We start from the raw sequence: 13,209 nt of genomic DNA, 5'->3' as shown, positions 1-13,209 counted from the left end.
GCAAAAAAAAGATCGAACTTAAAGTTCGATCTCTTCTCCTAATCCATTAAGGAAATTATATTGTGTAATCGGGACAGAGGAATCTTCTACCAGATTAATCCATCTTCTATATTTGAAGTACCATTTCCATTGCCTTGATATGAGGCCTTTTGTAAAAAAGGCGTACAAATATGGATGCAATGAAATAGCCAGTTTCTTTTCGTTTTGCTTCACGAGCAAGTGTTCCAAGTCTTTTTCTACCTGATCAGTTACTAATATCGAAGCAGTGATTTTGCCTGTGCCATTACAGGTAGGGCAAACTTCTCTGGTTTTGATATCAACCTCTGGTCTTACTCGCTGTCGAGTAATTTGCATCAAGCCGAACTTAGATAATGGAAGAACGGTAAACTTTGAACGATCCGTTTTCATTTCCTCCTTCATTTTCTGGAAGAGCAGTTTTTTGTTTTCTGCTTTTCTCATATCAATGAAGTCGACTACGATGATACCACCCATGTCTCTCAAGCGCAACTGACGAGCAATCTCTTTTGCTGCATCCAGATTTACCTTTAGAGCGGTATTTTCTTGATTGTCTTCAGCATTAGATTTGTTGCCACTGTTTACGTCCACCACGTGCAACGCTTCAGTATGCTCAATGATCAGATAGCCACCACCATCTATGCTTACAGACTGTCCAAACAGTCCTTTCAGTTGTTTTTCAATACCGTAAGACTCAAACATTTTGACTCTTCCAGTATACAACTTTACGATTTTCTCTTTCTCAGGAGCAATGTCATGAATAAAGCTTTTTACATCTTTGTAAAGCTCCTTGTCGTCTACAACTATGCTGTCGAACGATTCATTCAATACATCCCTTAGAATAGAGTTGGCGCGATTCATCTCGCCAATGACTTTTTCGTTTGGTTTTACTTTCTTCAGTTTTTGCATTCCTGAAGACCATTTTTCCACCAATCCGCTTAGATCTCTGTCTAATTCAGCTACGTCTTTTCCAGATGCAACGGTTCGAATAATGACTCCGAAATTCTCTGGCTTAATAGAGGTGATTAGTCGAAGCAAACGCTTCCTTTCATTACTGTCTCCAATTTTTTTGGAAACACTGACAGCATCGGAAAATGGTACTAGTACCAAATATCTTCCGGCTATCGACAACTCACTGGATAGTCTGGGCCCTTTTGTTGATATAGGTTCTTTAACAACCTGTACGAGAACTCGTTGGTTTTTCGTTAAAACCTGATTCATTTTCCCCAACTTATTAATATCGGGCAATCTTTTGAATCCATTCAGATTCTTCCCAGTGATTTTACCGGAAAGCACCTGTTTGGTGCATTTCATTAAGGATTGCAATTGGGGGCCGAGATCTAGATAATGCAGAAAGGCATCTTTTTCGTATCCAATGTCTACAAATGCGGCATTTAACCCAGGAACTACTTTCTTTACAGATCCTAGGTATATGTCGCCTACATTGAATTGATGTCCATTATCGTCTTGATGGAACTCGGCTAATTTTTTATCTTTTAATAGGGCTATTCGACATCCATTCTGAGTTGAATTGATTATTAAATCGTTACTCAAAATTGATATGTTTTATAGGTTCAAATATTAATTCAAACAACCCAAGAAAGCACAATTATTTTTTCTTGTGTCGGTTCTTTCTTAGCCTCTTTTTTCTTTTGTGAGTAGATATCTTATGTCTTTTTCTTTTCTTACCGCAAGGCATAATCTAAATTCTTTAAATGTTCTAAATTCGTTTAATTTCTTTGCTCTGATGATTAAGAAAATCTTGTCATCTCGGCATTCCTTATATTTTCAAATTGCCTTTTATGATTCACTAACCATGGCAACTCTTAAATTCTTTACTCAGGTACTACGATGCTGATTTTGAAATAATTAAGAACAGCACCTTCCCAAATAGTGCGCAAAGATAGCACTTTTTTTAATCTTAAAAAGAAATAATTTCAAATCGCTTGATTGTGATTCTTGGAAGCTAAAATTGTATTAATTCAGCAACCGCTTCGAGTCAGCAAAAGCACAGATTATCAACTGATTTTCTTACTGGTTTTTATCTTTTCAATAAATACCTTAGAAGGCTTGAAGCTAGGGATATAATGCTCATCAATGATGATGGCGGTATTTTTTGAGATATTTCTTGCAATTTTCTTGGCGCGCTTTTTATTTATGAAACTACCAAATCCGCGTACATAAATATTTTCTCCGTCCGCCATAGAATTTTTCACAACAGAAAAAAAAGCTTCTACTGATGCCTGAACGTCTAATCGGTCAATTCCTGTCTTTTCTGCTATCTCGTTGATCACATCTGCCTTTGTCACCTCTAATTTTTTAGGTATAAATAATAAGATAAATAAATTACAAAGTAATTTAGTTGCCTGAAATTCAGCGATTTCAGAGGGCAAATAAACACAAAAAATCATTTATTGAGAAATATTAATAAGCCTTTAAAGGCAGATCAGCAACATTCAAAAAAAGATTGGTTTTCAACTCAACTACTGGAATGGTATCATATACACAAACGAAACTTACCTTGGCGAGAGACCAGAGACCCATTCAAGATTTGGTTGTCAGAGATTATTTTGCAACAAACGCGCGTGAATCAGGGCCTTCCTTATTATTTGAAATTTACTGAAGAATTTGAAACCATTGAAGATTTCGCTCAAGCAGATCTCGACGAAATTCTTAAAATTTGGCAAGGGTTGGGGTATTATTCTAGAGCCAGAAATATGCACGAATGTGCAGCTATGATCATTGAAAAATATGATGGCCATTTTCCGAATAACTATCAGGAACTACAAAATTTAAAAGGTATTGGAAAATACACAGCCGCTGCAATTGCTTCTATTTGTTTCAATGAAGCAGTTCCTACTATTGATGGAAATGTTTTCAGATTGACCTCAAGATTTTTTGGAATTTCTGATGATATAGCTAAAGCAAGTAGCTTCAAAATTTTCTTTGATAAAGGATTACAGCATATTCCTGAACATGAGCCTGGCAATTTTAATCAAGCGATGATGGAGTTTGGAGCTACTGTATGTGTTCCAAAATCTCCAAATTGTGAGGATTGCATATTTTCTAATCTGTGTTATGCTCATCAACGTGATATGATAGATGCACTTCCTGTGAAATCAAAAAACATTAAGATTAAACATAGGTATTTCAATTATCATGTTTTAAGGTACAAAAACCAAATATTGATTCGTCAACGCACTTCTGGGGATATTTGGGCTGGACTATATGAATTCGATTTGTATGAGAGCGAAAAGAGTCTAAAAATCAGTAACTTTGAAAATGCAAAACTGCTGTATTCAACGAATGAAATAATTCATCAGTTGACGCATCAAAAATTGCATATACAGTTTGGAGTATTTGAGTTGAATTCGGAACAAGCATTTGAGGAAATAAGAAATGAAAAGTTGATGAGTACGGTTTCTGTAAATGCGTTAGGCGATTATGCTGTTCCAAAACCGATTGAATTGTTTTTGAATAAGGAGTTTTGTCAGTAAATTCAATATTAGAATCAACCTTAATAACAATAAAAAATGGCAGGAGTAAATAAAGTGATCCTTTTAGGGAATTTGGGTAAAGATCCAGAAGTAAGACATTTGGAAAACGGCAGGGCTGTAGCGAATTTTTCTATAGCCACTAGCGAGACCTATAAGAACAAACAAGGAGAAAAAGTAACAAATACAGAGTGGCACAATGTTGTGTTGTGGACTCCATTGGCTGAAATAGCAGAAAAATATTTAAACAAAGGAAACCAAGTTTATATTGAAGGAAAATTGACTTCCCGCTCTTATGAAGACAAAGAGGGAGTGACTAAATATATCACTGAAGTGGTAGGTCGCGAAATGACCTTGTTGGGAGGACCTTCCAGACCTGAAGGTGGTGGGGTCCCTGCTGCGGACAACAGTTCTAGCAGTAGCCAAGCTTCTAATGATTCTGCCCCTGTTGAAGAATCCAACGAAATCGATGATTTACCGTTCTAATCAAAAATTGTAATATACACTAATGGACGACCCACTTCCGGGAAATTTTGTATTGACAGCCTTACTGACCAGCAGTGAAATTTATCTATTGGTTTTTAGCCTAATCGGTATTGGTCTTTTGTTTTTAGGATCCGCGTTAGTTTCTGGTTCTGAAGTGGCCTATTTTTCATTGTCACATGATCAACTTCTAGATACTGAACAGGCCCAAACGAAAGCTAGAAAGAAAATAGGGCGATTGTTGGGCCATCCCAAACAACTGCTTGCTACTATCCTAATTTTGAATAATTTTATCAATATTTCGATAGTCATGCTGTCCACGTATGTGACGGCAGCTTTATTAGGTGATGTACTTTCAGGTGGTGCTATTATTCTGACTTTAACAGTAGTCATTACGTTTTTGATGGTTTTTTTAGGAGAAATTGTACCAAAGGTGTATGCCAATCAAAATAATATGGCATTTGCTAAGCGTACTGCCACCTTGCTTTCACTTTCTTTTAAAATTTTCCATCCATTGGCATGGTTACTTATAAAAGTAAGTAATGTCATTGAGCGTCGGATCGAAAGAAAAGGGTATCGCGTGTCAGTCGATGATTTGAACCAAGCACTCGATTTGGCGGCAGAAGATGAAACCACTGAAGAGGAAAAAGGTATTCTGAAAGGAATTGTAAACTTTGGAACCTTATCCGTTAAACAAGTGATGAAATCACGAATGGATATCACGGCCATTGATCTGGAAACAGATTTCCATGAATTGATGAATCAAATAAATAAAACTGGTTATTCAAGAATTCCAGTTTTTAAGGAAACCATAGACAAAATAGAAGGCATACTTTATATCAAAGATTTATTGCCACATGTAAGTGAAGAGGACCATTTTAAATGGCAAGAGCTGTTGAGACCTGGTTTTTTTGTGCCTGAAACCAAAAAGATAGACACCTTGTTCAAAGATTTTCAGGAAAAAAGAATTCATATTGCCATCGTAGTGGACGAATATGGAGGAACTTCTGGTTTGATCACAATGGAAGATGTGATTGAAGAAATTGTAGGAGAAATCAACGATGAATTCGATGAAGACTCCGATGTAGCGTATAGTAAATTAGATAACAACACTTTCATTTTTGAAGGAAAGACATCACTGATGGATTTTTGCAAATTGGCTGGTGTAGATCATAAGAGTTTTGACAATGTGAAAGGGGAAAGTGAGTCCCTTGGCGGGCTCTTATTAGAGATCAATTCCATGCTACCAAATGCAGGGGAGAAAATCATATTTGAAAAATTCCAATTCACTACTGTAGCGGTAAATGATAAACGAATTAAGAAAGTAAGGGTGCATATTACGAGATGATGAGAGGTTGGGCTGTAGTTTTATTGTTGGTGGTTGTGGGATGCGGAAGTAATAATTACAATCCCAAACCGAAAGGGTTTAATAGGGTGGATCTAAAACCAGTAGAATATCAAATTTTACCTGACTCCTTTCCATTTCAAATGGAATATTCAAAACAAGCTACGATTTTGAAGGACAGTTCTTGGATTGCAGAAAGATATTGGTTTGATCTTTATTACGAAAATTTGGGTGCGAATATTCAAGTGACGTATAAACCAGTCCAAAATGATAGAAATCGATTAGAAGAATTTTTAATGGATTCGTATAGGCTGACTTCCGAACACAAAGTAAAAGCGTATGCAATAGATGAAAGCATCATCACGCTAAACAATGGAATTAAAGCCACGGTGATGGAGCTTTCTGGTGAAGTCCCAACTCAGTTTCAATTTCATGTTACAGATTCGACTAATCACTTTTTACGTTGTGCACTTTATTTCAAAACAGCAACTCAAAATGATTCACTTCGCCCTGTAATCAATTATGTGAAGATGGACATGTTGCATATGCTCAATACACTTACGTGGGATCAATAATCCATTGGCATGTCGGGCTTTATGGATACAAAAATAGAGTTTCTAAAAGGGGTTGGCCCTACAAAAGCTAAGCAGCTTAAAGAAGAACTCGGTATTCTCACTTTCGCTGATCTGATTTATCATTTCCCTTTCAGGTATGAAGACCGTTCGCAATTTCATACTATCAATCAGATCGATATTAATGCCGAAAACGTTCAAATCAAAGGCTTAATTGATCGCGTGGAAACGGTCGGTACTGCAAAAAAACAAAGACTTACTGCTATACTCAAAGACTCCACAGGGCATATCGAATTGGTTTGGTTCAAAGGGGTGAAATGGATGAAAAGTAAGTTGAAGCCTGGAGTACCATATATCGTATATGGCAAACCATCACTATTTCAAACTAAATTTTCAATTAGCCATCCTGAAATAGAAGTCCTAACGCCTTCGAATGAAACAGGTAAAAAGACAATGATCCCTGTTTATGCGACAACTGAGAAGCTCAAAAGAAAATTTGTTGACAGCAAAGCCATTGCTAAGCTTCAACTAGAGCTCATAAAATCCAAAGGCTTTAATGTGATTGAAACGGTTGACGAAATCGTACGAAAGGAATTCGGATTGGTTGATTTGAATACGGCTTTAAGAAGCATTCATTTCCCTACGGACATTCAAGCTAAGAATCAGGCATTAGAACGACTCAAGTTTGATGAACTGTTTTTTATACAATTAAAAATATTCAGAGAAAAGTCTGACCAAAAGGAAGTACATAAGGGGATCATTTTCCAAAAGAGTCATTTGGTTCATGAATTTTATGAAAATCACATTCCTTTTGAACTGACAAAGTCTCAAAAACAGGTGATCAAAGAGATATATACAGATTTACATTCTGGCTATCAAATGAATCGATTGTTGCAAGGAGATGTAGGGAGTGGCAAGACCATTACAGCATTTGTTTGTATGCTGATAGCCATAGGAAGTGGATTCCAAACCACTATAATGGCTCCTACTGAAATACTGGCTATCCAGCATTTTCAGGGTCTTGCCGAGTATTGCCATAAGCTTGGGCTTAACATTCGGCTGATTACGGGTTCGACAAAAAAAAGTAGTCGAAAAAAATATTTGGAAGAACTGGCTTCGGGCGAAATGAATATTCTGGTAGGCACGCATGCATTGATTGAAAACGATGTGCAGTTTAATCGTCTTGGCCTGGCAGTTATTGATGAACAGCATAGATTTGGAGTAGCACAACGCGCCAAGCTATGGCAGAAAAACAAACATGTATATCCGCATGTTTTGGTTATGACGGCTACTCCTATTCCACGTACATTGGCCATGACACTCTATGGAGATTTGGAAGTTTCTACTATTCGAGAATTGCCTAAAGGTAGAAAGCCGATTAAAACATCCCACCTCTATGACTCTTCGAGATTAAAACTCTTTGGATTTATTCAGCGAGAAGTTGATTTGGGAAGGCAAGTTTATATTGTTTATCCTTTAATTGAGGAGTCTAGTACATTAGACTACAAGGATTTGATGGATGGTTATGAAAGTATTGCCAGAGCATTTCCTAGAGTTCCATTAAGCATCCTTCATGGAAGAATGAAGGCAAAGGATAAAGATTATGAAATGGATCGTTTTGCTCGTGGCGAAACAAAAATTATGGTTGCAACTACAGTTATTGAGGTGGGTATAAACGTCCCCAATGCTTCAGTGATGGTAATTGAAAATGCTGAAAGGTTCGGCTTGTCTCAACTACACCAGCTTAGGGGAAGAGTAGGCCGTGGAGCGGATCAATCGTACTGTATCTTGATGGCAAAAAATAAAATATCGAAAGAAGCAAGAGCACGTATTGGTTGTATGGTAGCAACAACAGATGGCTTTGAAATAGCCGAAAAAGACTTGGAGTTGAGAGGCCCAGGTGACTTGATGGGAACACAACAAAGTGGGTTATTGGATCTGAAAGTAGCAGATCTCACCACAGATGGTGAACTACTGAAACGAGCCAGATCTATGGCTGAAAGTATTATTGAAAAGGACCCAGAGTTGAGTAATCCTGAATATTCCCGTATGTCTCGTCACCTAAAAAAGAATCAGATGGCTACCTTAAAGTGGAGTACTATTTCTTAGAAATAAAAAAACCATCCAGAAGCTATCTGAATGGTTTCAATCTCATTTTACAATGACTTTAAGAGCCCGAACCTGCTTCTTCAGTAGGTGCTTTTAATCGAGCAATGGTGTATGATTTTTTCTCCTTGTGACCACAATATCCACAAGTGAAGGATTTTACTAGTTCACCGTCCTCGTCAGCGGTGGCTGATCGAACAACTTCCTCTTTATTGACTCTCAAGGTCTGGTAGTTACACTCGTTGCATTTCAAAGCATGCAGACGGCCGTTGTACTTTTCGATTTTAGTGTATCCCGATTCTTCATCGATCCAAACATCGTAGTCAACCGAAAATGCATCTTCCTCAGCTTGCATCCCTTCATCCAAGTACACATCTTCTTCCTCTTCACTCAATAATTTCATCTTACGCCCTTCTGGTGAAATTCTAGGAGAGAATCTTAGAAGTTTCAATCTCTTTTCGATGTAGAATGGGTAGTAGAATTTTAAAATATTTTGAACGATTACACCTGCAATGATGGCGAACATGGTACTTACAAAAAGGCGTACAAAGAACCACATCATGCCAGATTCTGCAACTAAAGTATTGGCATAGACAGCCAAAGCGATGATGATCAACAGTGCACTATACCATAGTAAGTTGATTTCATACATGTTGATGTAGTCATACTTTTCTTTATGGTCTTTGGTGATCATCAATTTGAATAGATGACCGACAAGGATCAATAAACCGACAGCTGCAATCGCATACGAAACATAATTTCCGTATAGATTCCAGGTATCTAGAAGGCCTTGATCAATTTTATTCATAGCGTTAAGCTTTTAGTAAAGTGGATTCTAATATTGTCTGCCGTTATTTTCAACAAATGCAACTTGCCATCAGTTGGTCGAGCTTATTTCCAAATATAGATAAAATGAACTTCTGTAGGAGTTAAGCGGAATTAAATTTATAAAAAAAAACAATGAGTTCAAACGATTAATATACGGACATTCATGTTGGAATATTCTAATTGGGACTGAATAAAATGCAAAAAGCCATTCCGAATTTTCGGAATGGCTTTTTCGTGTATTTTGTCTAACGGTTTTAGCCGTTCATAGAAACCAAAAATTCTTGGTTGTTTCTTGTTCCTTTCATTTTGCCAAGCAAGAATTCCATCGCTTCGTTTGAATTCATGTCGTCCATGAATTTTCTCAAAATCCAGATTCGAGCCAATTCTTCTTTGTCGATGAGCAAATCTTCTCTTCGAGTACCAGAAGCAGGAATATCGATAGCAGGGTATACTCGCTTGTTGGAAAGTTTTCTGTCCAATTGAAGTTCCATGTTACCAGTTCCTTTGAATTCTTCAAAGATGACTTCATCCATTTTAGAACCAGTCTCGATCAAGGCCGTAGCAAGGATAGTCAATGAACCACCATTTTCTACATTTCTAGCCGCTCCAAAGAATCTTTTTGGTTTGTGCAAGGCGTTGGCGTCCACACCACCAGAAAGAATCTTTCCACTAGATGGTACCACTGTATTGTGAGCTCTTGCCAATCTTGTGATTGAATCCAAAAGGATCACTACATCGTGCCCACATTCCACCATTCTTTTTGCTTTCTCAAGAACAATGTTGGCCACTTTTACGTGTCTTTCAGCTTGCTCATCAAAAGTAGAAGCGATGACTTCAGCTTTTACGCTTCTTGCCATGTCAGTTACTTCCTCAGGTCTTTCATCGATCAATAGGATCATTAGATAAACTTCAGGGTGATTTTCAGCAATTGCGTTCGCTACATTTTTAAGCAAAACAGTTTTACCTGTTTTTGGCTGAGCTACGATCATACCTCTTTGTCCTTTTCCAATCGGAGAGAACATGTCCATTACTCTAGTAGAGTAATCGCTAGGCTTGTAGCTCAAGTTTAATTTTTCTTCTGGAAAAAGTGGAGTCAGATATTCAAAAGGAACCCTGTCTCTAATCTCTTCCGTAGTTTTCCCATTTACAGAACTAACTCTCAGTAGAGCGAAGTATTTTTCGCCGTCTTTTGGAGGTCTAATTTGTCCAAGTACGGAATCACCTGTTTTCAAACCAAACAATTTGATCTGAGAAGGAGATACATAAATATCATCTGGGCTAGCTAGGTAATTGTAATCACCAGACCTTAGGAAGCCATAACCATCTTGCATGATTTCCAATACGCCGCCATTTTCGATGACACCATCAAATTCTTTTACTTTTTCGTTGTACTCAGCTCTCTTAGACTTATGATCAGGTCTTCTGTCCCTTCTTTCTCCTCGATCATTGCGATCGCCACGGTCTTTTCTTTCCTCTTTATCTTTAGGCGCTCTGTCCTTAGATTCAGCTTTAGCATCCTCTTTCTTTTCGCCTTTAGGTTTGTCAGATTTTTCAGCTCTGTCTTTACCTTCTGGTTTTTTGGACTTTGAATCAGCTTCCAGATTAAAGTCGCTCAACAAATCGTCAGAAGACTTAGATTTTTTCTTATCTGGTTTAGACTCTTTTTTGTTTTCTGCTTTTTCAGCAGGCTGATCTTTCTTTTGCTCTTCGGCTTTTCTATCAGCCGCTGGCTTAGGGTTGATCGCTTGCTCGTCTAGAATTTTGTATATCAGATCCTTCTTCGCAGCTTTCTTGTAGTTTTTGATGCCCAGACTCTCAGCAATTTCTTTAAGCTCAGATAGCAGTCTGTCATTCAATTCTTCAATTTTATACATGATAATTAATTAGTAGAAATTGTGCTTAATGATATAAGCGTCTTGAAATGAAATATTTTTGAAATATTATAGTAATGAAGATTGGCCTATTGTGATTAACTGGTTAGCTATCTAAGCCCAAATGCATATAAGTGCCACAATTATATGACAACAATTATTATAACACAAATTTACTCAAAAATATTTGTATTGCCTCTAATTGCTCGAAAAGTACATTTTTATTCCCTGATTCTTTAAGCATCTATAGCGTACGTGTCAGATGATCATATAAATTTGCCATTCAAAAAAATTGAGAACCTTATGTTAATCGTTTCAGACATTAGAGAAAACAAGCTGGAATTCATCGCAGGGCTAGAAAAAAGAGGCATATCAGATGCTGAGGCACTATTGGAAGAAGTTCTAGCGTTGGATGAGAAAAGAAAAAATACGCAAACACAGCTCGATGAATTGTTAGCTGAGTCCAACAAAATCTCTAAGTCGATTGGATTGTTGATGAAAGAAGGTAAGCAGGATGAGGCCAATGAAGCAAAAAATAAAACTTCAGAACTAAAAGCTCAGACTAAAGAATTAGGACAGGTATTGGAAGAAACCAGGCAATTGCTTGAGGATCGCTTGTATCAAATTCCTAATATTCCAAATAAAGAAGTTCCTACTGGCAATAGTGAAGAAGACAATGAGGTGCTTTATACCGTTGATAAGATTCCAGAAATGGGAGACGATGCTCTACCTCACTGGGACTTGATCAAGGATTATGATATTATCGACTTTGACCTAGGTGTGAAAATTACCGGAGCTGGTTTTCCAGTATACAAAGGTAAAGGCGCACGATTGCAACGTGCTTTAGTCAATTTCTTTCTAGATGAAGCGAATCAACAAGGTTACGATGAGGTGCAACCACCGGTGGTAATCAATGAAGCTTCAGGTCGTGGAACTGGACAACTACCAGACAAAGAAGGTCAGATGTATCAGATCACGGACTCTGACTTGTATCTGATCCCAACTGCTGAGGTGCCTATCACAAATCTTTATAGAGATGTGATCATTGATGAAAAAGACCTGCCGATTAAAAATGTCGGTTTTACTCCTTGCTTCAGGAGAGAAGCGGGTTCTTGGGGAGCACATGTGAGAGGACTGAATAGATTGCACCAATTCGATAAAGTTGAAATCGTACAAGTACAGCACCCAGACAAATCTTTTGAGACTCTGATGGAAATGAGAGATCATGTAGAAGGGCTTTTGAAAAAGCTGGAACTGCCATACAGAATATTAAAGCTTTGTGCAGGTGATCTTGGCTTTACTGCAAATATCACTTATGATTTTGAAGTGTATTCTGCTGCGCAGAAAAGATGGTTGGAAGTGAGTTCAGTGAGTAATTTCAAGGCCTATCAGTCGAATCGCTTGAAGTTGAGATATAGAGACGCTGAAAACAACAAACATTTGCTTCATACATTGAATGGTAGCGCTTTGGCTTTGCCTAGAATAATAGCGGCAATACTAGAAAATGGACAAACTCCAGAGGGTATTAAAATCCCAGGAGCTTTGCATCAGTATACTGGATTCGAAACTATTTCGTAGGATATACGAACAATAGGCATGAATCTAAGAAAGGGAACTGAAGCTGATCTACCAAGGCTTCATGAGCTAATCATGGAGCTTGCCATTTATGAAAAAGGTGAAGATCAGGTATCCAATACCATCGAACGAATGAAAGAAGAAGGTTTCGGACCTTCTCCTGTATTTGGGTTTTGGGTGATCGAGTTGGATGGAGAAGTAGTAGGGGCGGCTGTGTACTACTGGCGCTATTCTACCTGGAAAGGCAAAAGATTGTATCTCGAGGATTTGATCGTGACTGAGGCACTAAGAGGCAAAGGAGGAGGCAAAATACTTTTTGACAAAATGCTCGATTTTGGAAAAGAAGAAGGTGCCAGCGGTATGATGTGGCAGGTGCTGGACTGGAACGAACTAGCGATCAATTTCTACAAAAAGTACAATACTTCTTTCGACGAAGAGTGGCTCAACTGCCACATTGATTTTGATTAATTCAGAAGTCTTGCCCTTTCAGAGTCACCTGAAATAAGTGCTAGTCCACATGCTCAAGCATAGTTCGAAAGGCTACAAATTTGTCTTTAAATTTCTCTGTATGCTCAGCTTGTAAAGCTTCCGCATGATTCTCCTGATATTCATTTATGTGACTGATGCTGTCTGCAAAATATTGGATGGCATAGGTGATAGCACCTTCTTGTTCATGAGAAAGTAGCTTGAAGATTTTTCGATCCACAAACATCCCAGTGTCCATCACTTTAGGTATGTGATCGTCTTTCATCCAAGTGAGCCAATCAGCTTCAATGTTTTCGTCTAGGCTTACGGTAACGTTGTATAAAATCATGAGGCAAAGTTAGGTAGAAATCACATGCTCTCAGAGTTACTCGAAGAGAACTCTGAGACTACATGCTCAGAGTCCCTTTTTGGTGACTCTGAGAGAAAATAAACTC

12 protein-coding genes are annotated in these 13,209 nt (G+C 37.9%); 7 read left to right on the top strand and 5 right to left on the bottom strand.

Features of this window, described 5'->3' with window-relative positions:
• Positions 1-18 precede the first annotated feature (18 nt).
• Both ABJH98_RS18935 and ABJH98_RS18930 read right to left on the bottom strand, forming a co-directional pair.
• Positions 19-1,569: an Rne/Rng family ribonuclease gene (locus ABJH98_RS18935; RefSeq protein WP_348309349.1), complete on the bottom strand. Its 1,551-nt coding sequence runs from the start codon at positions 1,567-1,569 to the stop codon at positions 19-21.
• Between the two features lie 464 nt (positions 1,570-2,033).
• A complete protein-coding gene (locus tag ABJH98_RS18930; RefSeq protein WP_348309580.1) occupies positions 2,034-2,324 on the bottom strand; it encodes an HU family DNA-binding protein in 291 nt (96 codons plus the stop codon).
• A 105-nt stretch (positions 2,325-2,429) separates the two neighbouring features.
• Between ABJH98_RS18930 and mutY the strand changes: the two genes are divergently transcribed.
• From mutY to recG, 5 genes are read left to right on the top strand one after another with little or no spacing between them, the layout of a single operon-like run.
• Entirely contained in the window at positions 2,430-3,512 is a 1,083-nt protein-coding gene (gene mutY, locus ABJH98_RS18925; RefSeq protein WP_348309348.1) for an A/G-specific adenine glycosylase, read from the top strand.
• A 36-nt stretch (positions 3,513-3,548) separates the two neighbouring features.
• Positions 3,549-3,995 (top strand): single-stranded DNA-binding protein, encoded by a 447-nt coding sequence (locus tag ABJH98_RS18920; protein WP_348309347.1) that lies wholly within the window; start codon positions 3,549-3,551, stop codon positions 3,993-3,995.
• Positions 3,996-4,017: 22 nt separating this feature from the next.
• Positions 4,018-5,340 (top strand): gliding motility-associated protein GldE, encoded by a 1,323-nt coding sequence (gene gldE / locus ABJH98_RS18915; protein WP_348309346.1) that lies wholly within the window; start codon positions 4,018-4,020, stop codon positions 5,338-5,340.
• Positions 5,340-5,912, top strand: a complete 573-nt coding sequence (gene gldD / locus ABJH98_RS18910; protein ID WP_348309345.1) for a gliding motility lipoprotein GldD — start codon at positions 5,340-5,342, stop codon at positions 5,910-5,912. The genes gldE and gldD overlap by 1 nt, the downstream gene beginning before the upstream one ends.
• A gap of 9 nt (positions 5,913-5,921) precedes the next feature.
• Positions 5,922-8,018 carry an ATP-dependent DNA helicase RecG gene (gene recG / locus ABJH98_RS18905; protein ID WP_348309344.1) on the top strand — a complete coding sequence of 699 codons (2,097 nt, stop codon included), beginning with the start codon at positions 5,922-5,924 and terminating at the stop codon, positions 8,016-8,018.
• Between the two features lie 58 nt (positions 8,019-8,076).
• On the opposite strand, the gene ABJH98_RS18900 is transcribed toward recG, so the two are convergent.
• Positions 8,077-8,823, bottom strand: a complete 747-nt coding sequence (locus ABJH98_RS18900) for a hypothetical protein (protein WP_348309343.1) — start codon at positions 8,821-8,823, stop codon at positions 8,077-8,079.
• Positions 8,824-9,097: 274 nt separating this feature from the next.
• Entirely contained in the window at positions 9,098-10,717 is a 1,620-nt protein-coding gene (rho, locus tag ABJH98_RS18895) for a transcription termination factor Rho (protein ID WP_348309342.1), read from the bottom strand.
• A 300-nt stretch (positions 10,718-11,017) separates the two neighbouring features.
• Between rho and serS the strand changes: the two genes are divergently transcribed.
• Together serS and ABJH98_RS18885 are read left to right on the top strand one after the other, a co-directional pair.
• Entirely contained in the window at positions 11,018-12,292 is a 1,275-nt protein-coding gene (gene serS, locus ABJH98_RS18890) for a serine--tRNA ligase (RefSeq protein WP_348309341.1), read from the top strand.
• A gap of 18 nt (positions 12,293-12,310) precedes the next feature.
• Positions 12,311-12,757, top strand: coding sequence for a GNAT family N-acetyltransferase (locus ABJH98_RS18885; RefSeq protein WP_348309340.1), 447 nt, complete (start codon positions 12,311-12,313; stop codon positions 12,755-12,757).
• A gap of 40 nt (positions 12,758-12,797) precedes the next feature.
• Here ABJH98_RS18885 and ABJH98_RS18880 read toward each other — a convergent pair whose 3' ends face one another.
• Positions 12,798-13,103 (bottom strand): DUF4286 family protein, encoded by a 306-nt coding sequence (locus tag ABJH98_RS18880; RefSeq protein WP_348309339.1) that lies wholly within the window; start codon positions 13,101-13,103, stop codon positions 12,798-12,800.
• Positions 13,104-13,209: the final 106 nt, after the last annotated feature.

This window comes from Reichenbachiella sp., assembly GCF_039969095.1.
Classification (GTDB): domain Bacteria; phylum Bacteroidota; class Bacteroidia; order Cytophagales; family Cyclobacteriaceae; genus Reichenbachiella.
The sequence above is the reverse complement of the archived record's forward strand: the minus strand, read 5'-3'. Positions and strand labels throughout refer to the sequence as shown.